At 69.0% G+C, this 22,141-nt stretch carries 20 protein-coding genes and 2 tRNA genes; 18 read left to right on the top strand and 4 right to left on the bottom strand.

The genetic code is table 11. The annotated features are described in order from the left end of the window. Nucleotides 1–74: 74 nt before the first annotated feature. Together pcrA and FM105_RS14125 are read right to left on the bottom strand one after the other, a co-directional pair. Nucleotides 75–2,570, bottom strand: a complete 2,496-nt coding sequence (gene pcrA / locus FM105_RS14120) for a DNA helicase PcrA (protein ID WP_087009343.1) — start codon at nt 2,568–2,570, stop codon at nt 75–77. Nucleotides 2,571–2,697: 127 nt separating this feature from the next. After that, complete coding sequence (locus tag FM105_RS14125; RefSeq protein WP_087009345.1) at nt 2,698–3,078, bottom strand: hypothetical protein; 381 nt, start codon at nt 3,076–3,078, stop codon at nt 2,698–2,700. A gap of 56 nt (nt 3,079–3,134) precedes the next feature. On the opposite strand from FM105_RS14125, the gene FM105_RS14130 reads away from it, so the two are divergent. The 5 genes from FM105_RS14130 to pth all read left to right on the top strand — a co-directional run bounded on the left by FM105_RS14130 (nt 3,135) and on the right by pth (nt 7,523). Then, nucleotides 3,135–3,206: transfer RNA gene (locus FM105_RS14130), tRNA-Gln, on the top strand. 39 nt (nt 3,207–3,245) lie between these two features. Beyond that, entirely contained in the window at nt 3,246–4,769 is a 1,524-nt protein-coding gene (glmU, locus tag FM105_RS14135; RefSeq protein WP_087009346.1) for a bifunctional UDP-N-acetylglucosamine diphosphorylase/glucosamine-1-phosphate N-acetyltransferase GlmU, read from the top strand. Between the two features lie 2 nt (nt 4,770–4,771). Next, nucleotides 4,772–5,752, top strand: a complete 981-nt coding sequence (locus tag FM105_RS14140; RefSeq protein WP_087009349.1) for a ribose-phosphate diphosphokinase — start codon at nt 4,772–4,774, stop codon at nt 5,750–5,752. 327 nt (nt 5,753–6,079) lie between these two features. Further along, a complete protein-coding gene (locus FM105_RS14145; protein WP_087009351.1) occupies nt 6,080–6,739 on the top strand; it encodes a 50S ribosomal protein L25/general stress protein Ctc in 660 nt (219 codons plus the stop codon). A 187-nt stretch (nt 6,740–6,926) separates the two neighbouring features. Continuing rightward, on the top strand, nt 6,927–7,523 hold the full coding sequence (gene pth / locus FM105_RS14150) for an aminoacyl-tRNA hydrolase (RefSeq protein ID WP_087009353.1): 597 nt from the start codon (nt 6,927–6,929) through the stop codon (nt 7,521–7,523). Between the two features lie 57 nt (nt 7,524–7,580). Here the strand turns inward: pth and FM105_RS14155 are convergent, their stop codons facing one another. After that, on the bottom strand, nt 7,581–8,183 hold the full coding sequence (locus tag FM105_RS14155; protein ID WP_087009355.1) for a rhomboid family intramembrane serine protease: 603 nt from the start codon (nt 8,181–8,183) through the stop codon (nt 7,581–7,583). 118 nt (nt 8,184–8,301) lie between these two features. On the opposite strand from FM105_RS14155, the gene mfd reads away from it, so the two are divergent. From mfd to FM105_RS14215, 12 genes are all read left to right on the top strand, one after another. Beyond that, nucleotides 8,302–11,895: a transcription-repair coupling factor gene (gene mfd, locus FM105_RS14160; protein WP_256970431.1), complete on the top strand. Its 3,594-nt coding sequence runs from the start codon at nt 8,302–8,304 to the stop codon at nt 11,893–11,895. Nucleotides 11,896–11,900: 5 nt separating this feature from the next. Next, entirely contained in the window at nt 11,901–12,494 is a 594-nt protein-coding gene (locus FM105_RS14165; protein WP_179207207.1) for a MazG nucleotide pyrophosphohydrolase domain-containing protein, read from the top strand. Between the two features lie 88 nt (nt 12,495–12,582). Next, complete coding sequence (locus FM105_RS14170; RefSeq protein WP_087009359.1) at nt 12,583–13,362, top strand: tyrosine-protein phosphatase; 780 nt, start codon at nt 12,583–12,585, stop codon at nt 13,360–13,362. Nucleotides 13,363–13,694: 332 nt separating this feature from the next. Continuing rightward, a complete protein-coding gene (locus FM105_RS14175) occupies nt 13,695–13,964 on the top strand; it encodes a hypothetical protein (RefSeq protein ID WP_087009361.1) in 270 nt (89 codons plus the stop codon). An 81-nt stretch (nt 13,965–14,045) separates the two neighbouring features. Next, nucleotides 14,046–15,326, top strand: coding sequence for a phosphopyruvate hydratase (gene eno / locus FM105_RS14180; RefSeq protein WP_087009363.1), 1,281 nt, complete (start codon nt 14,046–14,048; stop codon nt 15,324–15,326). Between the two features lie 101 nt (nt 15,327–15,427). Then, entirely contained in the window at nt 15,428–15,964 is a 537-nt protein-coding gene (locus FM105_RS14185) for an FtsB family cell division protein (RefSeq protein ID WP_143275901.1), read from the top strand. Continuing rightward, nucleotides 15,961–16,470, top strand: a complete 510-nt coding sequence (locus FM105_RS14190; protein WP_087009367.1) for a DUF501 domain-containing protein — start codon at nt 15,961–15,963, stop codon at nt 16,468–16,470. The genes FM105_RS14185 and FM105_RS14190 overlap by 4 nt, the downstream gene beginning before the upstream one ends. Beyond that, a complete protein-coding gene (locus FM105_RS14195) occupies nt 16,467–17,411 on the top strand; it encodes a Ppx/GppA phosphatase family protein (RefSeq protein WP_087009368.1) in 945 nt (314 codons plus the stop codon). Before FM105_RS14190 ends, FM105_RS14195 begins: the two co-directional genes overlap by 4 nt. Nucleotides 17,412–17,414: 3 nt before the next feature. Further along, nucleotides 17,415–18,896, top strand: coding sequence for a S8 family serine peptidase (locus FM105_RS14200; RefSeq protein WP_179207208.1), 1,482 nt, complete (start codon nt 17,415–17,417; stop codon nt 18,894–18,896). Nucleotides 18,897–18,928: 32 nt separating this feature from the next. Next, nucleotides 18,929–20,302, top strand: a complete 1,374-nt coding sequence (locus tag FM105_RS14205; protein WP_087009369.1) for an NAD(P)/FAD-dependent oxidoreductase — start codon at nt 18,929–18,931, stop codon at nt 20,300–20,302. 214 nt (nt 20,303–20,516) lie between these two features. After that, the gene (locus FM105_RS14210) at nt 20,517–21,032 is read left to right on the top strand and encodes a DedA family protein (RefSeq protein ID WP_087009371.1); all 516 of its coding nucleotides are present in this window, start codon (nt 20,517–20,519) and stop codon (nt 21,030–21,032) included. 6 nt (nt 21,033–21,038) lie between these two features. Beyond that, nucleotides 21,039–21,112 (top strand) — tRNA-Leu (locus tag FM105_RS14215). A gap of 53 nt (nt 21,113–21,165) precedes the next feature. Here the strand turns inward: FM105_RS14215 and FM105_RS14220 are convergent. Continuing rightward, on the bottom strand, nt 21,166–21,396 hold the full coding sequence (locus FM105_RS14220; protein ID WP_087009373.1) for an NINE protein: 231 nt from the start codon (nt 21,394–21,396) through the stop codon (nt 21,166–21,168). Nucleotides 21,397–21,563: 167 nt separating this feature from the next. Between FM105_RS14220 and FM105_RS14225 the strand changes: the two genes are divergently transcribed. After that, the gene (locus FM105_RS14225) at nt 21,564–22,136 is read left to right on the top strand and encodes a dihydrofolate reductase family protein (RefSeq protein WP_087009375.1); all 573 of its coding nucleotides are present in this window, start codon (nt 21,564–21,566) and stop codon (nt 22,134–22,136) included. Nucleotides 22,137–22,141: the final 5 nt, after the last annotated feature.

Consider the following 22,141-nt stretch of genomic DNA (forward strand, 5'->3'; position numbering starts at 1 on the left):
GTGGAGCGGGGCGCTTTCGTCTGTGCGGGGTCGGTGTGGACTGTGAGGACCGAGCGGGCTGCTGCCCGCCGGCCTCAGAGCTTCTCGACCGGCGCGTAGCGCATGAGGAGTCGCTTCGTGCCCTCCGAGCCGAAGTCCACGACCGCGACCGTCTTGTCACCTGCGCCCGTCACCTCGACGACCGTGCCGAGGCCGAACGAGTCGTGCGAGACCCGGTCGCCGGCGTCGACGGAGACCATTTCGCGCTGCGGGCGGATCCTGTTGGGGAAGCCGCTGCCGGGCTTGGTCGACGCCGCCCGCGCCCCGCCTGCTCCCTGGCGACCGGCGCCGAATGCGCCGCTCGAGCCGCCGCGTCCGCCGCCGTACGCGGCTCCGTAGGGGCCTGCGGCGCCGTCTCCCGCACCGAACCCGCCCGTTGTGAAGCCACCTGCGCCCAGCCCGCCTGATCCCGTGGACTCCCACTCGATGAGGTGTTCCGGAATCTCCGCGAGGAACCTGCTGGGCGGGTTGTACTGCGGCTGCCCCCACAGGCTGCGGGTCTCCGCGCGACTGATGAGCAGCTTCCGCTGCGCGCGGGTGAGTCCCACATACGCGAGGCGGCGCTCCTCCGACATCTCCTGGTCCGAGGTGAATGACCGCTGGTGCGGAAATGTCCCGTCCTCCAGGCCGGTGAGGAAGACGACGGGGAACTCGAGGCCCTTCGCGGTGTGCAGCGTCATGAGCGTGACCTCACCCGCCTCTTCGTCGGGGATCGAATCCGCGTCGGACGACAGAGCCACGGCTTCGAGGAAGTCGTCGAGCGTGCCCTCCTCGTTCTGCGCGTCGTACTGCTCCGCCACCGCGACGAGCTCCGCGAGGTTGTCCACGCGGGATTCGTCCTGCGGATCGGTCGACTCGTTGAGCGATGCGAGGTATCCCGTCTGCTCCAGCACTGCTTCGAGGGAGGCGGCGACGCCGCCTCCCTCCGCGACACCTGCCAGATCGTTCAGGAGGGTGAGGAACGTCCGGATCGGACCGCGCGACCGGGTCGTGATGCCGACCGCGTTGTCCGCGTCGTCCAGTGCGGCGCGGAACGTGGTGCGCTCGCGGTCCGCGTGGGCGGCGATGAGCGCTTCCGTCCGGTCGCCGATCCCGCGCTTGGGCTCGTTGAGCACACGGCGCAGGTTCACATCATCAGCCGGATTCGCCAGGACGCGCAGATACGCGAGCGCGTCCTTGATCTCCTTGCGCTCGTAGAAGCGCGTGCCGCCGACCACCTTGTAGGGCATCCCCGCACGGACCAGCGCGTCCTCGATCGCGCGGGACTGCGCGTTGGTGCGGTAGAAGACAGCGAAGTCGCCGTACGTGAGGTCGTGGTCGTCACGGAGCTCGTCGATGCGCTCGACGATGAAGCGCGCCTCTGCCTGCTCCGTCTCCGCGACCCAGCCGGTCACCGTCTCTCCGTCGCCGCTGTCCGTCCACAGCCGCTTGTCCTTGCGATCGGGGTTGTTCGAGATGACGGAGTTCGCCGCAGACAGAATGTTCTGGGTCGACCTGTAGTTCTGCTCCAGCAGCACGACGCGCGCCTGCGGGAAGTCCTCCTCGAATTCCACGATGTTCCGCACTGTCGCGCCGCGGAATGCGTAGATCGACTGGTCCGCGTCGCCCACGACGGTGAGTTCCCCCGTGGGCCCGTCCGGCTGGTCCGCACCGGCGAGGAGCCGGATGAGCCGGTACTGCGCGGGGTTCGTGTCCTGATACTCATCGACCAGGATGTGGCGGAAGCGCGCGCGGTAGTTGTCCGCCACCGCCTCGAAGGCGCCCAGGAGGTGGACCGTCTCCATGATGAGGTCGTCGAAGTCCAGGGCGTTCGCCCGGCGCAGCCGTTCCTGGTAGCGCCGGTAGACGGTGAGGACCGCTTCATCGTGCGGTCGTCTCTCCGACACCGTCGCGGCGAAGTCGTCCGGAGTCATGAGGTCGTTCTTGAGGCCGGAGATCCGTGACCGCAGTGCCCGGGCGGGGAACTTCTTCGGGTCGAGGTCCGCTTCCCGCGCGACCTGGGTGAGGAGGCGCAGCGAGTCCTGGGCGTCGTAGATCGTGAAGCTCGACGTCAGCCCCAGGGTCTTGGCCTCGCGGCGGAGGATCCGCACGCATGCGGAGTGGAAGGTCGACACCCACATCGTGCGCGCCGCCGGCCCCACGAGGGCGGCGATGCGCTCTTGCATCTCCTTCGCCGCCTTGTTCGTGAAGGTGATCGCGAGGACTTCACCGGGCCGTGCCCGTCCCGTCCGCAGTGCGTGGGCGATGCGGCGGGTGAGGACACTGGTCTTCCCCGACCCTGCACCCGCGACGATGAGAAGGGGACCGCCATGATGCAGGACTGCCTCCCGCTGGGCCGGATTGAGCCCGTCCAGCAGCGAATCCGCGTCTCCTGCGGCGTCGTCCCGGATCCGGCCGGCCGAGGCTCCGCCCTGCGTCGCCGGTGCGGAACCGGCCGTACCGCTGGGCCGGGCGTCGGCAGCGGGAGGTCCATCTGCGGGGGCAGATGCGTCCGGGTCGAGTGCGGAGAGGAAATCGAAGGGTGAGCTCATAGCGGTGCGAACCTATCAGCAGAGACGGACACGGCCCGGCTCTGGGGAGCCGGGCCGGGATGCGTGCCGGGCACGGGATGGGCCCGTGCGGATCGGAGAGGGGACCCGATCAGGTGCGGATCCGCACTCAGGCGGTGACGGTTCCGGGGAGGAAGACGGCGATGATCACGGCGATGACCGCGACGATCCCGGTGGCGTGCGACATGCCCGCGGACGTGCCCTGCTCCGGGTTCGCCTTCTCCTTGCGCTTGCCGAGGAAGGCGAAGACGGCGACGGCGAGTGCCAGCACCAGCTTGATGCCGATCTTCATGTGATTGACGGCTTCTCCCTCGTCCACCATCGCCTCTGCGAGACCGGTGAGGGCGAGTCCCGTGACGAGCTGCAGGTATGCGCCGTGCAGCATTCCGGGGGAGACCTTGGGGGCCTTGATGTTCGCGAAGTAGCCGCCGATGATGATGGCCATTCCGAGGAGGTGCAGTACGACTAGGATGAGACGAAGGATTTCCATACCCCTGAGTCTAGTGGCAGGATTGCACCCAGCGCCCACCCGTCCCGGGAGCGCGGTCCGCCCTGGTGTAATGGCAGCACTCCGGCTTTTGGTGCCGTGTGGTCTAGGTTCGAATCCTAGGGGCGGAGCGGGATGAATCCATCCGCGATATCCAAGGAGCCCCACACATGCCGCAGCACAGCCCGGCAGCCGTGATCGTCCTCGCCGCAGGCGCAGGAACCCGGATGAAGTCGGCCACACCCAAGGTGATGCACCCGATCGCAGGACGGTCTCTCCTCCACCACGCGATCACCGCAGCGGCCGGCACCGGTCCCGAACACCTCGTCGTCGTGCTGCGACACGCGCGCGAGCAGGTGGCCTCGCACGTCGAATCCATCGCCGGAGTCCTCGACCGCTCCGTGCTCGTGGCCGACCAGGACGATGTCCCCGGCACGGGCCGCGCCGCGGAGTGCGCGCTCACCCAGCTCCCCGAGGACATGGACGGCACGGTCGTCGTCACGTACGGCGATGTCCCGCTGCTCACCACCTCCACCCTCTTCGCTCTCGTCGAGCACCACGAAGCGCAGTCCAATGCGGTGACGGTCCTGTCCGCCAACGTCGCGAACCCCGCGGGCTACGGCCGCATCGTGCGCGACGCGGCCGGCGATCTGGAACGGATCGTCGAGCAGAAGGACGCGGATGAGGCAGTCCGCGCGATCGGCGAGATCAACTCCGGGATCTACGCGTTCGAGGCATCCGTGCTGCGCGACGCGCTCGCCCGCGTCGACACGGACAACGCCCAGGGGGAGAAGTACCTCACCGACGTCATCGGCATCGCGCGCAGCGGTGGCTCCCGCGTCGCAGCGCTCACGACCGACGACGTGTGGCAGGTGGAAGGCGCGAACGACCGCGTGCAGCTCGCCCAGCTGGGCCGCGAGCTCAACCGTCGCATCGTCGAATCCCACATGCGGGCCGGTGTCACGGTCGTCGATCCGGAGACCACGTGGATCGACTCCGACGTCGTCCTCGCACCGGATGTCACGATCCAGCCGGGAGTGCAGCTCCACGGCGCCTGCGATATAGCGGCCGATGCCGTCATCGGACCGGACACGACCCTGTCGGACACGGAGGTGGGAGAGGGCGCCACGGTGATCCGCACCCACGGCTCGCTCGCGGTGATCGGAGCCGGGGCTGCGGTCGGGCCCTTCTCCTACCTGCGGCCCGGGACGGAACTGGGCGCGAGCGGCAAGCTCGGCGCGTTCGTGGAGACGAAGAACGCGCAGATCGGCGAGGGGTCGAAGGTGCCCCACCTGACCTACGTCGGCGACGCCACGGTCGGTGAGCACTCGAACATCGGCGCGTCGTCCGTCTTCGTCAACTACGACGGCGTGAAGAAGCAGCGCACGACGATCGGCTCGCATGTGCGGATGGGCTCCGACACGATGTACATCGCCCCCGTGACGGTGGGCGACGGCGCATATTCGGGCGCGGGTGCCGTCATCCGCGACGACGTGCCGGCCGGGGCGCTGGCGATCAAGGAGGGCCGCCAGCGCAACATTGAGGGCTGGGTCGAGAAGAACAGACCAGGGAGTGCCGCCGCGCAGGCGGCACAGCTGGCACACGACACTGCGCCGGAATCGACGGCCGCGGACAGCGCGGCGCCGGACCGGGGGACAAGCGCAGACGATGCGGATCGAAATAAGGAGTCCTGAACGTGAGGTCGATCACCACCGCGGGCGAGAAGAAACTCGTCCTGGTCAGTGGGCGCGCGAACACTGAGCTGGCCGAACAGGTCGCACAGTGCCTCGGCACCGAACTGCTCCCCACAGACGTCTACAACTTCGCCAACGGCGAGATCTATGTCCGGTTCGGAGAATCCGTCCGCGGCACAGACGTCTTCATCATGCAGTCGCACACGACCCCCATCAACGAATGGGTCATGGAGCAGCTCATCATGGTCGACGCGCTCAAGCGTGCGTCGGCCAAGAGGATCACCGTCATCGCGCCGTTCTTCCCGTACGCGCGGCAGGACAAGAAGCACCGCGGCCGTGAGCCCATCTCCGCTCGCCTCATGGCGGACCTCTTCAAGACCGCGGGTGCCGACCGCCTCATCACGGTCGACCTCCACACGGCTCAGATCCAGGGCTTCTTCGACGGACCCGTCGATCACCTCGTCGCGCTGCCGATCCTGTCGGACTACGTGAAGGAGAACTACCCCGAGGACCTCGCGGTCGTCTCGCCCGACGCGGGCCGGATCAAGGTCGCGGAGAACTGGTCGTCCAGCCTGGGCGGCGTCCCCCTGGCGTTCATCCACAAGACGCGCGACATCACGCGGCCGAATGAGACGAAGGCCAATCGCGTGGTGGGCGAGGTCGAGGGTCGCCACTGCGTGCTCGTCGACGACATGATCGACACCGGCGGCACCATCGTCCAGGCGGCGGACGCCTGCATGGCGGCGGGGGCCAAGGGCGTCATCATCGTGTCCACCCACGCAGTCTTCTCCGGCCCCGCGGTGGAGCGCCTCACCAATTCCGTGGCGGAAGAGGTCATCGTCACGAACACGCTTCCGCTCAGCGAGGAGATGATGTTCGACAAACTCACGGTCCTGTCCATCGCTCCGCTGCTCGCGAGGGCAGTGCACGAGGTGTTCGAGGACGGCTCCGTCACGAGCCTCTTCGAGGGCGACGGCGCCTGATCCGGAGCATCCGCATCTGACCGTCCGCGTGACGGATGAGCGGCCGTTCGCCCGGGGAGGGCGAACGGCCGCTTCGCTGTTCCAGCTGCCGCTGCCGTCCCCGCGGCAGCCGTCCCCGCGGCAGCGTTCGGCGCCCGCTTTGACCGCGTGCGGGGAGTGCGTATGATTGACGGGTTACCTCGGCGAGGGAGGCCCCGACGGCCTCCGTGATCGACGCGGTGCTCATGATCCGAACAGGCTGCAGTGCCTCCTGGCCACAGCGTCCCTCGTTCCGGGTGGGTGGGCTGCGTCCGTGCGAGGCGCCACCGCTTGAGAAGGAGAATGACCATGGCAGATGCGAAGCTCGACGTCGTCCGTCGCGAAGAATTCGGCAAGGGAGCGGCACGTCGCTTCCGCCGCGAGGGCAAGGTCCCCGCGGTCTTCTACGGCCACGGGATCGACCCCATCCACCTGCTGCTCGATGCGCACCCCACGATGCTGGCGCTGCGCACCCCGAACGCGCTGCTGAAGCTCGAGAACCCGGACACGGGCAAGAGCGAGCTGGCACTCGTGAAGGACGTGCAGGTCAACCCCGTCACTCGTGAGAACGAGCACCTGGACCTGATCCTCGTCAAGAAGGGCGAGAAGGTCGAGGTCGAGGTCCCGATCGTGCTCGAGGGCGAAGCGGCGCCCGGCACGATGGTGTCGGTCGACAACCAGTCGCTGCTCATCGAGGCCGACGCCACGAAGCTGCCGGAGACGATCGAGGTCAGCATCGAGGGCCGCGAGGTCGGCGACCACATCTACGCCGCAGACGTCACGATGCCGTCCGGCTCCACGCTGGTCTCCGATGCGGAGCTGCTCGTGGTGAACGTGTCCGCCGAGCTGTCGGATGCGGAGCTCGAGGCGGAGCTCGAGACCGACGCGGTCGATGAGGATGCGGCGGAGTCCACCGGCGAGGAGTCCGGCGACGAGTCCACGGAGGAGAAGCCGTCCGACGACGAGTGAGGCACGGGAGAGGGCTCCCCACCGGGAGCTGACCACCCAGGCTCGCGCGTGCACACCTGCGGGGCAGGACCGATCCGGTCCTGCCCCGCAGTGCATGACCCGCGTCGCCCCTCGAGAGCTCCATCACCACAGCAGTCAGCCCGACCCCGCGACGAGCGGGTCATCACAGAAGGACGGTCGCGTCGCCATGGCATCGGACACCTGGATCATCGTGGGCCTCGGCAATCCGGGCAGCCGGTATGAGGCGACCCGCCACAACATCGGCTACCTGGTCGTCGACGAACTACTGCGACGCATGGGCGGGACGCTGACGAAGTCGAAGACCCGCGCACTCGCCGCGACGGGGAGACTCCCCGGGGCCGGGGGGCTGCCGGGCCCGCGGGCTGTCCTCGTGCGGCCGGCGACCTACATGAATGAGTCGGGGCAGCCGGTGGGACAGCTCGCCCGCTTCCATTCGGTCGCACCCGACCGCGTGATCGCGATCCACGACGACGTGGACCTCGACTACGATTCCGTTCGTCTCAAGCAGGGCGGCGGAGAGGGCGGCCACAACGGACTGCGATCTCTCACGAGCCACCTGGGAACGAAGGACTACCTCCGGGTCCGTGCGGGAGTGGGGCGTCCTCCCGGACGCATGGACACCGCCGACTACGTGCTGGGGCGCTTCACCTCGCAGGAGCGCACCACTCTGCCGATCTTCGTCTCCGATCTCGCGGACGCGGTGGAGGCCGTCGCGCTCGAGGGGCTCGAGCCCGCCCAGCAGCGGTTCCACTCACCGCGCTGAGGCACCCCCGCCGGCAGGAGGCGTCGGCGACCGTCGGAGGGCTCTCGCGGCGCGGCTCTACCGCGACGCGGTCCGGGGCCTCAGGAGCAGAGCTGCGAGTCCACCGCCGATCGCTCCGAAGAGATGGCCCTGCCAGGAGATCCCCGGATGGACGGGAAGGACTCCCACGAGCATCGAGCCGCCGTAGACGACGAAGACGATCGCGGCGATGATCCCGTACAGGATGCGGTGCGACATGGTCCCAGCGGTGAAGACGCGGACGATGAGGTAGGCGAAGTACCCGAAGACGAGTCCGGAGGCTCCGACCGTCAGGGTACCGGGCCATGCGAGCAGCCACGGTCCGATCCCGCCGATCACAGTGGCGATCGCCGTCACGGCCCAGAACCTGCGCGCACCCTCTGCGGCGACCAGGCAGCCGAGGACCGCGAACGGCACGGTGTTCGCGATGAGATGGCCCCACGTCGAGTGGAGGAGCGGGGCGAGGACGACGCCCGGCAGGTGCGTGACGTCCCACGCGCGGATGCCGAGGACCTCGAACCGCCCGGGCAGCAGCATATCCGCGAACTCGATCGCCCACATGAGCGCGATGAGGAGCAGCGGCGGGACCAGGCGCGCGGCGAATGGCGCGCGCGGACGGGTGTCGTCGGGTGTGTGCGCCATGTCCCCAGTATCCGTCATGAAGCTGGAGGCCCGGTCCGCGCGGACGGCAGTGAAGGCGCGCAGGAGCTGCGGCGACCTGGCGATCAGTCGTGTCCGCGCCGACGCCTACACTGGACGCGTGCTGACTGGATTGAGTGACGCCCTCACGCTGCCCGCATTCGACGATGTCCGGCGAGCGGTGGCCGATCCCGCGTCGCCGGGCGGCTCCGTGTCCCTGGTGCGCGGACTCCTGCCCGCACTCATCTCGCGCACCGCGAAGACCGGGACCGTCCTGGTGGTCACAGCGACGACGCGTGAGGCGGAAGACCTCGCACGTGCGCTCGCCGACCACCTGCCGCAGGAATCCGTCGCGGTCTTCCCGTCCTGGGAGACGCTGCCGCATGAGAGGCTCTCGCCCCGCTCGGACACCGTGGGCGAACGCCTCACGGTGCTGCGCCGGCTCGCCTATCCGGGTGCCGACGGCGATTCCCCGCTGCGGGTCGTCATCGCGCCGGTGCGCGCTGCGCTGCAGCCGCTCGTCAAGGGACTCGCACACCTCGAACCCGTCGACCTGCGCGTCGGTGACAGGGTCGATCTCACCGAACTGTCCGAAACGCTGTCCGGGCTCGCGTACACCCGTGTCGACATGGTGTCCCGCCGCGGTGAGTTCGCGGTGCGCGGCGGCATCATCGATGTCTTCCCTCCGACTGCCGAATCCGCCCTGCGACTCGAATTCTTCGACGACGAGATCGAGGAGATCCGCCCCTTCGCCGTGGCGGACCAGCGCTCCCAGAACCCCGACCCCGACGGTCCCGCCCCCCGCCTGTACGCACCGCCGTGCCGGGAGGTCCTGCTCACCGCCAAAGTCCGGGAACGTGCCGCAGCCCTGGCGGAGACGACGCCCGCTGCGGCCGACATGCTGGGCCGCATCGCCGCGGGCGTCGCCGTGGAGGGGATGGAATCGCTCGCGCCGGTCCTCGCGGATGGGATGGAACCCCTCGTCGCGGTCGTGCCGCAGGACACCCGTGTGCTCGTCGTGGAGCCGGAGAGGGTCGCGCGCCGCGCGGACGACCTGGTCCGCACGTCTGATGAGTTCCTCGCGGCCGCCTGGGAATCGGCCTCCGACGGCGCGCAGGCCCCTGTCGATCTGTCCGCTGCGAACTTCCGCACCCTCGAGCAGACGCGGGAGGCCGCCGGCGTCCTGAGCCTGCCGTGGTGGGAGCTGGGCGGCTTCGCAGTCGACGAAGAGCTCACCGCTGCGGGCGACGAGGTCTACACGGTGCCGGCGCGTGAGCCGCGGGGGTACCAGGGCGACGTCGAGGCGATCCTCGGTGACGTGCGCACGCTGGTGCGGGACGACTGGTCCGTCGTCGTCCTCACGGAGGGCGGCGGTCCGGGCAAGCGGCTCGTCGAGGTGTTCGCCGACGCCGAGGTCCCCGCAGCCTTCGTCGAGGCTCCGGACTTCACTGCTGCGGGGCGCGTCGAAGTCGCGATCGGGGCCGGCTACGGCGGGTTCGTCGTGGACGAGCTCAGGCTGGCCGTGCTCACGGAGGCGGACGTGCTCGGCCGTGCGGCCGCCACCTCGACGCGGGACATGCGGAAGCTCCCCGCGCGCCGCAGGCGCAACCAGGTCGACCCCCTCAACCTGTCGCCCGGCGACCACGTGGTGCACGAGCAGCACGGTGTCGGCCGGTTCGTCGAGATGGTGCAGCGCACCGCGGGGAAGGGGAAGGACGCGCACACGCGCGAATACCTGGTCCTCGAGTACGCGCCGTCGAAGCGCGGGCACCCCGGCGACCGGCTGTACGTGCCCTCGGACGCGCTCGACCAGGTCACCCGGTACGTGGGCGGCGAGAGCCCGACGCTCAACAAGATGGGCGGGTCCGACTGGTCGAAGACGAAGACGCGGGCGCGGAAGGCGGTCAAGGAGATCGCCGGAGAGCTCGTCCGCCTCTACTCCGCTCGGCAGGCCACGCAGGGCCACGCATTCGGTCCTGACACCCCCTGGCAGCGGGAGCTCGAGGACGCCTTCCACTACGTCGAGACGCCGGATCAGCTGACGACGATCGATGAGGTCAAGGACGACATGATGAAGTCGGTCCCCATGGACCGGCTGATCTGCGGCGACGTGGGCTACGGCAAGACGGAGGTCGCGGTCAGGGCGGCCTTCAAGGCGATCCAGGAGGGCAAGCAGGTCGCGGTGCTCGTCCCCACGACGCTGCTCGTGCAGCAGCACCTGGAGACGTTCGCGGAGCGCTACGCGGGCTTCCCCGTGAGTGTGGGGGCCCTGTCGCGCTTCCAGTCGAAGAAGGAATCGGATCGCGTCGTCGCCGCGATGAAGGACGGGACGATCGACCTCGTCATCGGCACCCACCGACTGCTGTCGGGCGAGATCTCGTTCAAGGACCTGGGCCTCGTCATCATCGACGAGGAGCAGCGGTTCGGGGTCGAGCACAAGGAGACGCTCAAGGCGATGCGCGCGGACGTCGATGTCCTCGCGATGTCCGCGACGCCCATCCCGCGCACGCTCGAGATGGCGGTCACGGGCATCAGGGAGATGTCGACCCTGGCGACTCCGCCGGAAGAGCGCCATCCCGTGCTCACGTACGTGGGACGGCACGAGGATCGGCAGGTCGCCGCAGCGATCCGGCGCGAGCTCATGCGCGAGGGACAGGTCTTCTACATCCACAACCGGGTGCAGGACATCGACCGGGTGGCGGGGCGCCTCGCGGAGCTCGTCCCCGAAGCGCGGATCGGGATCGCGCACGGCAAGATGGGCGAGCGACAGCTGGAGCAGATGATCGTCGACTTCTGGGAGCGGAAGTTCGATGTGCTCGTCTGCACGACGATCGTCGAGACCGGCATCGACATCGCGAACGCGAACACGCTCATCATCGACCGGGCCGACCGCTACGGACTCTCGCAGCTCCACCAGCTGCGGGGCCGGGTGGGGCGCGGCCGCGAACGCGCGTACGCGTACTTCCTCTACCCGCCGGACGGCACGCTCACGGAGACGGCGCACGACCGGCTCAAGACCCTGGCCGAGCACTCCGAGCTGGGCGCGGGGATGCAGGTCGCCATGAAGGACCTCGAGATCCGCGGCGCGGGCAACCTGCTGGGCGGTCAGCAGTCCGGGCACATCGAAGGAGTGGGCTTCGACCTCTACATCCGCCTCGTGGGCGAGGCGGTGGCCAACTTCCGCGGTGAGTCGCAGGAGGAGGAGCCGGAGATGCGCATCGAGCTGCCCGTCGACGCGCACATCCCCACCGACTACGTCGAGCACGAACGGCTGCGGCTCGAGGCGTACCGGAAGCTCGCCGCCGCCGGGGGAGAAGAGCAGATCCGGTCAGTGCTGGAAGAGCTCACCGACCGCTACGGCACGCCGCCGGACGCGGTGGGAGTGCTGGCGGACGTGGCTCGTCTGCGCATCCGTGCACGGAAGTCGGGGGTCTCCGACATCGTGAGCCAGGGCAACTTCATCCGCTTCGGTCCGGTGGAGGACCTGCCGGACTCGCAGATCGCCCGTCTGAAGCGCATGTACCCCAAGTCGCTCATCAAGCCGGCCGTCCGGTCGGTGCTCGTCCCCAAACCCGTGAGTGGGGGCGGATTCGACAGCAGGGAAGTCGTCGACTCGGAGATCCTCACATGGGCATACCAGTTCCTGGAGGCCATCATGCCGGTCGAGGATGAGGAGACCGAGAGCCTCGAGAGTGCCGCGAGCGCCTCGTCATGAGCCGGGTGCGGGGCACGAGTGCCGGGGGAGGCGAGGACCCGGACCCGCGCGACGTCCGCGAACCGTGGAGCCGGCCTGACGTCGCGACCCTCACCCCGGACCGGATGATGGCGTACATCCGCGCGCGCTGCCCGTGGGCCGCGGCCCACACCCACAGGACGCTCGCGCCCTATCTGCTGGAGGAATCGGCAGAGCTGATGGCCGCCATCCTCGAAGACGAGCGGGTCGGCTCCGCGGGCGGATCGGCGACGGCCGACGCGGTCGAAGCCGAACTCGCAGACGTCCTCTACCAGGTGGTGTTCCACGCTGCGCTGCTCGACGAGCGCAGGGAAGCAGAGCCCGGCGACACCTGGAGTTCTCTCCAGCAGCGACTGGTCGACAAGTACGTCCGCAGGCATCCGCACGTCTTCGAATCGTCCTCTCCGGTGCCGATCGCAGACGTGCAGCGCCGGTACCAGGACGTGAAGGCCGCGGAACGAGCGGAGGGGAGCGCTGCCCGCGAGCCGTCTGCTGAGGTTCACGCAGAGGCAGCGGACGAGGCTCTGCGCATCCTGTCGGACATCCGGGAGACAATGGCCTCGAGGAACAGGCAGGACTGACCGGTCTGGGCTGCGTGCGATCGACGACGCGCGATCGACGACGACCGCACCGGTACACCCGACCGCACCACGGAGACGAGGAGCACGCATGACAGAGGAATTCCACCGCGCACCGCGGATCGAGATCCCCGGCACGTTCAACTTCCGCGATCTCGGCGGCCACCGCACTCGTGACGGCGGCGCGGTCGCGACCGGTCGCCTCTACCGGGCAGACGGTCTGGGACGGCTGGGGCCGGACGGCGTCGCGATGCTCAAGGAGATGCGCATCGCCTCCGTCGTCGATCTGCGTGAGGAGAAGGAGGTCGCGAACATCCCCGATGCCGTCGACGGCCTGGGCGCCCGCTATTCCCACATGCCGCTGCTGGGCAACCGCTATTTCCCGCTCGACAAGGACCGCCCGGACCGGATCGTCCTCGACACCCCCTCGCTGCCTGCGCTCTACGCGGCGATGATCGAGACGGCCGGATCGCGGTTCGTGGACGTCATCACCCACATCGCGGACGTCGAGCAGGACGCGACCGTCTTCCACTGCTCAGCCGGCAAGGACCGGACGGGTCTGATCGCCGCCTTCGTGCTGTCGATCCTGGGTGTCGAGCGCGATGCGGTCATCTACGACTATGCGCTGACGGAGGAGTACCTGGGGGATGACTTCCGCGCTGCGCTGCGCAGCCACTTCTCGTCGGCCGGTATCTCGTCCGTGTCAGCCATGGCGACGGATGCGAAGCCGGAATGGCTGGCGGACGTCTTGGACCGGCTGGACCGCGATCACGGGGGCGTCGAGGGGTACCTCGCAGATCACGGACTCCGGGACGGGGTCGCTGACCGCCTGCGGGCCTCACTCACGGAGGCGAAGACTCCGACGTCGTGAGGCGCATCCGAGCTCGGTCCGGACGATGCTGCCGGTGACGACGATGCTGCGGGTCGCTTCGCCTCACGCGCACTGAGTCGGCGCAGAAGGACCATCCACCCGCTGAGTGCTGCGACGAGTGCGAGTGCATAGACCGTCAGCCCCAGGGGGTCATCGGCGGCGGTCTGCTGGCGTAGAGGAGGCCGGCCCATGTGCGGCCTATGACGAGAGCCATGTCAGGCGGCTCGAGCTGATCCTGGGCATCCGCGGAATCATCGGGAGGCCGACCCGTCGATTCCGGGAACGATGCCACCGCACGTGCTGCCACCGCACGTGCTGCCACCGCGAGTGCCGTGACAGACCCGGCGGGGGCCTCGGCGGAGGTCGTCCGGCTCCTGTCCGAGCAGGACTGGCCGGACAAGCAGACCGTCGCGCGCACCGCGGTCGAACAGAGGCTGCGCAGGATGGCGGGGCTGGGCGTCGAGGAGGGGACGCGATATGAGCTCGCACTCGGCGTCGCGGTGGGCACGTACGAGGTCTCGCAGCTCGTCGTCGACATGCTGCGGCTCGCACAGACGTCTCAGAGCATCCGCAGCGTCGAGGGCGACGCACGCGCGACGTGAGCGCGATCTGCGGGGCGGTGTGCACTAGGCTGGCTCCGTCGTCCCCGCACACGCGCACATGCGCACGATCAAGGAGAATCCGTGGCAGAGATTCTGGCCGTAACCGCACGGGAGATCCTCGACTCCCGTGGCAATCCGACCGTCGAAGTGGAAGTCCTCCTCGAAGACGGCGCCGTGGGCCGCGCCGGGGTGCCGTCAGGCGCCTCGACGGGTGAGTTCGAAGCAGTCGAACTGCGCGACGGGGATCCGGAGCGCTACCTGGGCAAGGGCGTGCAGAACGCCGTCGAAGCAGTCCTCGACGACATCCACGACGAGGTGACCGGCATCGAGGCCGATGACCAGCGACTCGTCGACCAGGCGCTGATCGACCTGGACGGCACGGACAACAAGTCCCGCCTGGGCGCGAACGCGACGCTCGGCGTCTCACTCGCCGTGGCACGTGCTGCGGCGGAGAGTGCGGAGCTGCCGCTCTACCGCTACCTCGGCGGACCCAACGGGCACGTCATGCCCGTGCCGATGATGAACATCCTGAACGGCGGTTCGCACGCGGACTCCAACGTCGACATCCAGGAATTCATGATCGCGCCGATCGGCGCATCGAGCTTCCGCCAGGCGCTCCAGTGGGGCGCAGAGGTCTACCACGCGCTCAAGAAGGTCCTGCAGGACCGCGGGCTGTCGACCGGCCTGGGCGACGAGGGCGGGTTCGCCCCGAACCTCGACTCCAACGCTGCGGCGCTCGACCTGATCCTCGAGGCGATCGAGGCCGCGGGTCGCAAGCCCGGCACGGAGATCGCGCTCGCGCTCGATGTCGCGTCCTCGGAGTTCCACGGCGACGACGGCTACACGTTCGAAGGTTCGCTCAGGTCCGCATCGGACATGACCGCGTACTACGAGAAGCTCGTCGCGGACTACCCGCTCGTCTCCATCGAGGATCCGCTCGACGAGAACGACTGGGACGGCTGGACGGAGCTCACGACCCGGATCGGCGGTGCCGTCCAGATCGTCGGCGACGATCTCTTCGTCACCAACCCGCAGCGCCTGCAGCGCGGCATCGAATCCGGCGCCGCGAACTCCCTGCTGGTCAAGGTCAACCAGATCGGGACCCTCACGGAGACGCTCGATGCGATCTCGCTGGCCCACTTCCACCACTACACCGCGATGATCTCCCATCGTTCGGGCGAGACCGAGGACACGACGATCGCCGACCTCGCGGTCGCGGTGAACGCCGGGCAGATCAAGACGGGTGCGCCGGCGCGCTCGGAGCGCGTGGCGAAGTACAACCAGCTCCTGCGCATCGAGGAGCAGCTGGGCGATGCCGCTCGGTACGCCGGTCGCGGGGCGTTCCCGCGGTTCAACGGCTGACACGCCGGGACGGATCACAATCCCCCCGGACACGGAAGGGGCGCGGCACACTTGAGGTGGCCGCGCCCCTTCCCCCATCCGCGCGGATCGAGGTGGACACGATGAGCAGACGCAGCACGGGCGGTCGCGGCAGCGGTCGCCCCGGCCCCGCCGGTGGACGGCGCCCTCATCGTGCCTCGAAGCAGTCCCGGTCCACCGGGAGCGTCTCCCCGGAACTCATCGACGACACGGCTGCGGGCAGGCGGATGTCGTTCCGCACCTCCGTGATCGTCGGCACACTCCTCATCGTCCTCTTCGGGCTCATCCAGCCGATCAGCAGCGGACTCACCCAGATGCAGCAGATCGCGGCTCTGGAAGCCGACATTGCGGCGACGAAGGGCGAGGTCGAGCAGCTCCAGGAGGAACGGGAGCGGCTGGACGACCCGGCGCATCTGGAGCGCCTGGCGCGTGAGAACCTGCAGTACGTCCACGAGGGCGAAGAGGCGTTCATCGTCGTGGACAGTCCGAACGACCACGGCGACGAGGCGGACGAATCCGAGGCCAGCGCCTCGAAGGCAGTCCGTGCCCAGCCCTGGTACATAGAGCTGGCCGATTCGCTGCGTGCGGTCGGCTACGCGAACGAGGAGGACCCCACGTGATCACCCCGTACACAGATGCGGACAGGGAGCGGGTGCGAGAGCAGCTGAACAGGCTGCCGCGCGGAGTCGTGGGAGTCGCATCCCGGACCGCCGGCGGCGAGCCGATCGTCGTCGCGACCGCACCCCGGCTGGATGATGGGACTCCGTTCCCCACCACCTACTACCTCACGCACCCCGACTATGTGACGGAGGCGTCGCGGTTGGAGGCGAACGGGGTCATGGCGGAGCTCACCGCCGAACTCGCAGACGACGAGGAGCTCCAGGCGGCCTACGCCCGCGCCCACACGCAGTATCTGGCCGACCGTGCGCGGATCGGCCGGGAGGCGGGGCTCGACGAGGTGGCAGAGGTCGCCGACTTCTCCGCGGGCGGGATGCCGACCCGCATCAAGTGCCTGCACGCTCTCGTCGGCCACAGCCTGGCTGCCGGACCCGGCGTCAACCCGGTGGGGGACAGGGCACTCGCGATGATGGGGACAGTGCCGCCTGCCGTAGGCTTCCACGTATGACGAGAACGGCTGCCTTCGACTGCGGAACGAACTCCCTGCGACTCCTCGTCGCGGACGTCGACGACACCGGGCGCTTCACGGAGGTCGTGCGCGAGATGCGGGTGGTCCGACTGGGCCAGGGAGTCGACCGCACCGGCGAGTTCGCTCCGGAGGCGCTCGCACGGACCTTCGCGGTCTGCGACGAGTACGCGGAGATCGTGTCCCGTCACGCTCCGGACCGACTGCGGTTCGTCGCGACATCGGCCAGCCGCGACGTGTCCAACCGCGATGAGTTCGCGGCCGGAGTGCACGAGCGCCTGGGGATCGCCCCGGAGGTGATCGAGGGCGGCGAGGAAGCGGAGCTCTCGTTCCTCGGCGCCACCGCGGGTGTGCCGGATGCGGCGTCGCCGCGGCTGGTCATGGATCTGGGCGGCGGTTCGACGGAGCTCGTGCTCGGAGACGCGACCGCGGACGACGCGTACAGCATGAACATCGGATGCGTGCGCCTGTTCGAGCGCCACCTCGCGTCCGATCCGCCCACCGCAGACCAGATCGCAGCGCTGCGCGCGGACGTCGACGACGCCTTCACCGAAGCCGCGCAGCACGTCGATGTGTCCGCGACCCGCACGCTGGTGGGCGTCGCGGGAACCATCACGACGATCGCCGCCGCGATCCTCGACCTGCCCGGCTACGACCGCGACGCGATCCATGGTGCCTCCCTCACGCGGGAGCAGATCGTGCAGACAGCGGACCGCCTCGCCGCGATGACGTCGGACGAGCGCCGGGCACTGCCGTACATGCACCCTGGACGTGCGGACGTCATCGCCGCGGGCAGCCAGGTCTTCGCCCGACTCGTCGAGCTCGTCGACGACGCCGTCGGCCGCTCCGGAGGCTCCCTCGGGATCCGAGTGAGCGAATCGGACATCCTCGACGGGATCGCTCTGGGCCTCGCGCGAGGCTGATCGATGTCACGGCGACGCGGACAGCAGGAGCCGCCGAGTGAGCGGCGTCGACGCAGGGAGCGCAGACGCCGTCTGCGGAGCCGCGTCCTCCAGCTGCTGGCGATCCTCGCCGCGCTCGGACTCGTCGCCGCCACGATCTTCGGCGGGTCCGCCGGCGCTGCGGAGGCGCAGACGGACGAGGGACCGGAGCCCGGACCCGGCCAGTGGTTCATGGACGACTACAACATCCCCGAACTGTGGGAGACGACTCGGGGCGACGGCGTCACGGTGGCCGTCATCGACTCCGGCGTGAGCGACGACCATGAGAACCTCACGGACGCGGTGACCGCCGCGCGCGACTTCTCGGGTGCCGGCAAGGACGGGACCGAGCCCGTCGGCGCGGAGAGCATCATCCATCACGGCACGGCTGTGGCGGGCGTCGTCGCCGGCAACGGGACGGGCAGCGGTCCGGTGGGTGTGGCACCGGAGGCGACGATCGCCTCGGCGTCGGTGTGGTTGGGCGGCGGAGCGCCATCGGCCGCGCAGTCCACGCGCGTGCAGGCGGAGAAGGCGCTGCGCTGGGCCGTGGACAGCGGTGCCTCCGTCATCAACATGTCCCTGGGCTGGGACGACCCGTCGTGGCCCCGGCAGTGGGACGAGGCCTTCGCCTATGCCTACGAGCACGACGCGGTCGTCATCGCGTGCGTGGGCAACCGGTCGCAGGGTGCGACTCAGGCGTGGTCGCCGGCGACGGTCCCCGGAGTGGTGGGGGTCGGCGGACTGGCGAAGTCCGGCGCTGTGCGGGACACGTCCACTGCACCGGGCACGGCAGTGGACCTCATGGGGCCAGCCGAGAACATCCCCGTCCCGTTCTGGGACGGGGGATACGGCACGGCTGACGGGTGCTCGTTCGCGGCCCCCGTGGTGTCCGGGATCGCGGCGCTGCTGCGGTCCGCGCACCCTGACTGGTCCGCCGACGAGGTCGTCGCCGCTCTCCACGAGACCGCCGGGCCGGTCGAGGGACACGATGGACTCGGCACCTACGAGGAGCCGGACCCGATCGTGGGATACGGCAGGGTCGACCCCGCCGCGGCCCTCGCATGGGAGCCGGACGACGATGTGCCTTCCGCGTCGGATCAGCTCGCGGACTGGGTGCAGATGCATCGCCGCGGCGGCGCGGACTCGGAGGGCCCCCGTGCCGGGGGCGAATCGCCTGCCGCAGAGGACGATACGACCGAGCCGGCTGAACGGACCGAGGAGACCGAGGAGGCCGACGGGACCGTCGCCGCCGTGAACGGGTCGCGGCAGGTGCTGGGACCCTCGGTGCTGATCGGCGGTGGTGTCGTCGGGGCGGCGCTGCTGATCGGCGCGCTGGTCGTGGGAATCCGCGCGCGGCGCTCGCGGCAGGACCGGGCCACGGCCTCGGACGAGGCCGATCGGACAGCCGAGGAACCGCGTGCCGGAGCGTCCGCGGGTGTGGCGGAGGAGACCCGCGACGACGGCTAGTGAAAAGTTTCACAAGCCTTTAGGATGAGGTCATGGCTCTCATCAGAAACAACGCTCTGCGTCCGCGCATCCTCATCGTCGGCGGTGGCTACCTGGGCTTCGTGACAGCTCAGAACCTCCTCAAGGACCTCGGGCGGGGTGAAGCCACGGTGACGGTCGTCGACCCCAACCCGTACCTCACCTACGCGCCGTTCCTCCCGGAGGTCGCCGGCGGAAGCATCGAACCGCGTCACGCGATCGTCCCGCTGCGCAGCCACCTCAAGGGTGCGGAGATCATCACGGGCTCCGTCGCGAACATCAACCACGACAAGAAGTTCGTCGTCATCGAGCAGGAGGGCTACGAGGCCTTCGAACTCGACTACGACCAGATCGTGCTGGCGTCCGGCGCAGTGCCGCGCGCACTGCCCATCCCGGGCCTCGCGGAGGAGGGGATCGGCCTCAAGCGCATCGAAGAGGCCATCGCACTGCGCGACCACGTCCTCAACCGCCTGGCCGAAGCATCGCTCATGGAAGACGACGCGGAGCGCCGCAAGGCCCTCACGTTCGTGTTCGTCGGTGGCGGCTTCGCCGGCATCGAAGCACTCGCGGAGCTCGAGGACATGGCGCGTGCCGCCGTCTCCCAGTACGACACCCTCACGGAGGCGGACATCCGCTTCGTGCTCGTCGAGGCTCTTGGCCGCGTGATGCCCGAGGTGGGCGAGGCACAGGCCCGCTGGGTCGTCGACCACCTGCGCGAGCGCGGAGTCGACGTGTACCTGGAGACCTTCCTGCAGGACTGCACCGACAAGCACATCAAGCTGTCGAACGGCGAGGAGTTCGACGCGGACCTCGTCGTGTGGAACGCGGGGGTCAAGGCGAACCCGATCCTCATCGATTCCGACCTGCCGCTGGACGAGCGCGGCCGGATCACGGTCCGCGCGGACCTGCGCGTCGAGAACGAAGAGGGCGTCGTGGCCGGTGCCTGGGCGGCCGGCGACAACGCCGCTGTCCCGGACCTGTCCGGTGAGGGACCGGGCGGCTTCTGCGTCCCCAACGCGCAGCACGCCATGCGTCAGGCTCCGGTGCTCGCGAAGAACCTGCTGGCTGCCATGCGCGGCGAGACCGTCTTCACGCAGTACTTCCACAAGTCGCTGGGCGCAGTCGCGGGCATGGGCCTGTTCAAGGGCGTCGCACAGATGGGCAGCGTCGAGCTGCGCGGCCCGATCGCATGGGGGCTGCACCGCCTGTACCACGGCTACGCGATTCCCACGTGCGAACGCTCTGTGCGCGTGTTCGGCAACTGGGTGCTCAACACGGTCATGGGCCGCGACCTCACCGCGCTCAAGGACGTCGATGTGCCGCGCCGCGCATTCGTCGAGGCGGCGAACTCGAAGCCTGCTCCCCAGAAGGAGAAGGCGAACGCCTGAGACTGAGTCCTGTACGGTTCTGAGCCCTGACGGGTCCGGAATCGGGAGGAGATGGAGCGGCCCCGGACTGCGGTCCGGGGCCGCTCTCGCATTGTCCGCCGCGGACGCGCGCGAGCAGCGGCGGGAGCGGGATGAGCGGCGGCACCTCACGTGTTGTGAGGATAGGCTTGCCTAGAATGATCGATCCGCGTGCGCGGGAGCAGAGAGGAGTGGGATGGATCCGACGACGTGGAACCTTCCCTTCCTCCTGGTCTGGCTCATCATGTACGGCATCATCATCTGCCGGGCCGGCGCGACGTACGCACTGGGGCGGCTGGGTCGCGGGGGGCTGGCGAAGTCCGCGCGGATCCGGGCGCTGCTCGCCTCGGAGAAGTACGCGCGCGCAGAAGCGCGGGTGAACCGCTTCGGGGCTCCCATCGTGGCCGCGAGCTTCCTGACGATCGGGTTCCAGACGCTTGCGAACCTCGCCGCAGGCACGACGCTGATGCCGTGGCTGCGCTACCTCGCAGCACTGCTGGTCGGGGGAGCGGCATGGGCGACCGTGTACTCCATCGTGGGCTTCGCGGGCTTCCGCGCGATCGGGCTCGCGTATGATCGCGCGCCGGTCCTCACTGCGGGCATCGGGGTCGCTGCCGTCGTCATCCTCGTGCTGGCGATCGCCTGGCCCGCGAGGCGGCGGAAGAGCACGCGGGGCACCGTGCAGACGGGCGACACGCACCCGCTAGTCTGAGACCACGCCCTCATAGCCCAATCGGCAGAGGCAGTCGACTTAAAATCGATTCAGTGTGGGTTCGAGTCCCACTGGGGGCACCGACGGCACCGAGGCACTGCGGGCACCTCTGGGGCAGCGTCGAAGCGCCGCGTCAGGCGTAGCCGTGGGCGCGCTTCGCGTTCACGCGCCGGGTCTCGCCGCGGATCGTGAAGAGCGAGATGATCGTGCCGACGTACAGGAAGCCCAGCGTGAGCAAGAAGAGGATCCCCTTGAGGATCTTCCCCAGGTAGAAGTACTGGAGCCCCGCGATGAAGAAGAATCCGAGGATCGTGAGGACGAGGGCGAGGCCTTCGTCCTTGGCCGGAAGAACGGGGTGGGACACGTCGTCTCCTTGGGTATGGGGTGTTCGTGCTCTTAGCCGATTCTCCCATCCCGCCGGCACCGCCCGCAGTGGGGATCCCCTCCCTCACAGCATCCGGCTGACCACCCTGAGAACCACTCGCCCTGTACCGTGAGGACAGCACGCACGCACTCACAGGGGAGACCGGCATGCGCATCATCATCACCCAGAACATGACACTCGACGGACGCGTCGAGATGCTGGACGACTGGTTCGATCCGCAGGCGCAGGACGACGAGCTCAGCGACGAGCTCATGCGGCAGTCCGCGGAGGAGGACGTCCTGCTGCTGGGACGTCAGACGTTCGAGGACTTCCGCGGGTACTGGCCGCTGCAGACCGACGACACCACCGGAGTCGCGCAGCACCTGGATCGCGTCGACAAGCGGGTCGTGTCCTCGACGCTCACCGACCCAGGCTGGCAGAACACGCAGGTGATCACAGGCGACCCGCTCGAGGCGGCGCGTGCGCTGCGCGACGAGCCGGGCCGCGATGCGATCCTCACCGGCAGCATCCGGCTGGCGCATGCTCTCATCGCAGCCGACCTCGTCGACGAGTATCGGATGTTCGTCTACCCGCACTGGCAGGGACGCGGCCGTGGCTTGTTCCCCGACGGCCAACCCGCACGGCGCCTGCGGCTGCTCGAATCGAGGGCGTTCGCCTCCGGCGTCGTCTTCCACGCGTGCGCACCGTTCGACCCGCCCCCGCCTCGACCACCTCTATGAGGTCG

It is taken from the genome of Brevibacterium yomogidense, from assembly GCF_900163715.1.
GTDB lineage: Bacteria > Actinomycetota > Actinomycetes > Actinomycetales > Brevibacteriaceae > Brevibacterium > Brevibacterium yomogidense_A.

What these genes read in the sequence shown, in the direction of transcription:
- pcrA (WP_087009343.1), bottom strand. Translation starts at nt 2,570, where the DNA reads ATGAGCTCACCCTTCGATTTCCTCTCCGCACTCGACCCGGACGCATCT.
- FM105_RS14125 (WP_087009345.1), bottom strand. Translation starts at nt 3,078, where the DNA reads ATGGAAATCCTTCGTCTCATCCTAGTCGTACTGCACCTCCTCGGAATG.
- glmU (WP_087009346.1), top strand. Translation starts at nt 3,246, where the DNA reads ATGCCGCAGCACAGCCCGGCAGCCGTGATCGTCCTCGCCGCAGGCGCA.
- FM105_RS14145 (WP_087009351.1), top strand. Translation starts at nt 6,080, where the DNA reads ATGGCAGATGCGAAGCTCGACGTCGTCCGTCGCGAAGAATTCGGCAAG.
- pth (WP_087009353.1), top strand. Translation starts at nt 6,927, where the DNA reads ATGGCATCGGACACCTGGATCATCGTGGGCCTCGGCAATCCGGGCAGC.
- FM105_RS14155 (WP_087009355.1), bottom strand. Translation starts at nt 8,183, where the DNA reads ATGGCGCACACACCCGACGACACCCGTCCGCGCGCGCCATTCGCCGCG.
- FM105_RS14170 (WP_087009359.1), top strand. Translation starts at nt 12,583, where the DNA reads ATGACAGAGGAATTCCACCGCGCACCGCGGATCGAGATCCCCGGCACG.
- FM105_RS14185 (WP_143275901.1), top strand. Translation starts at nt 15,428, where the DNA reads ATGAGCAGACGCAGCACGGGCGGTCGCGGCAGCGGTCGCCCCGGCCCC.
- FM105_RS14195 (WP_087009368.1), top strand. Translation starts at nt 16,467, where the DNA reads ATGACGAGAACGGCTGCCTTCGACTGCGGAACGAACTCCCTGCGACTC.
- FM105_RS14200 (WP_179207208.1), top strand. Translation starts at nt 17,415, where the DNA reads ATGTCACGGCGACGCGGACAGCAGGAGCCGCCGAGTGAGCGGCGTCGA.
- FM105_RS14205 (WP_087009369.1), top strand. Translation starts at nt 18,929, where the DNA reads ATGGCTCTCATCAGAAACAACGCTCTGCGTCCGCGCATCCTCATCGTC.
- FM105_RS14210 (WP_087009371.1), top strand. Translation starts at nt 20,517, where the DNA reads ATGGATCCGACGACGTGGAACCTTCCCTTCCTCCTGGTCTGGCTCATC.
- FM105_RS14225 (WP_087009375.1), top strand. Translation starts at nt 21,564, where the DNA reads ATGCGCATCATCATCACCCAGAACATGACACTCGACGGACGCGTCGAG.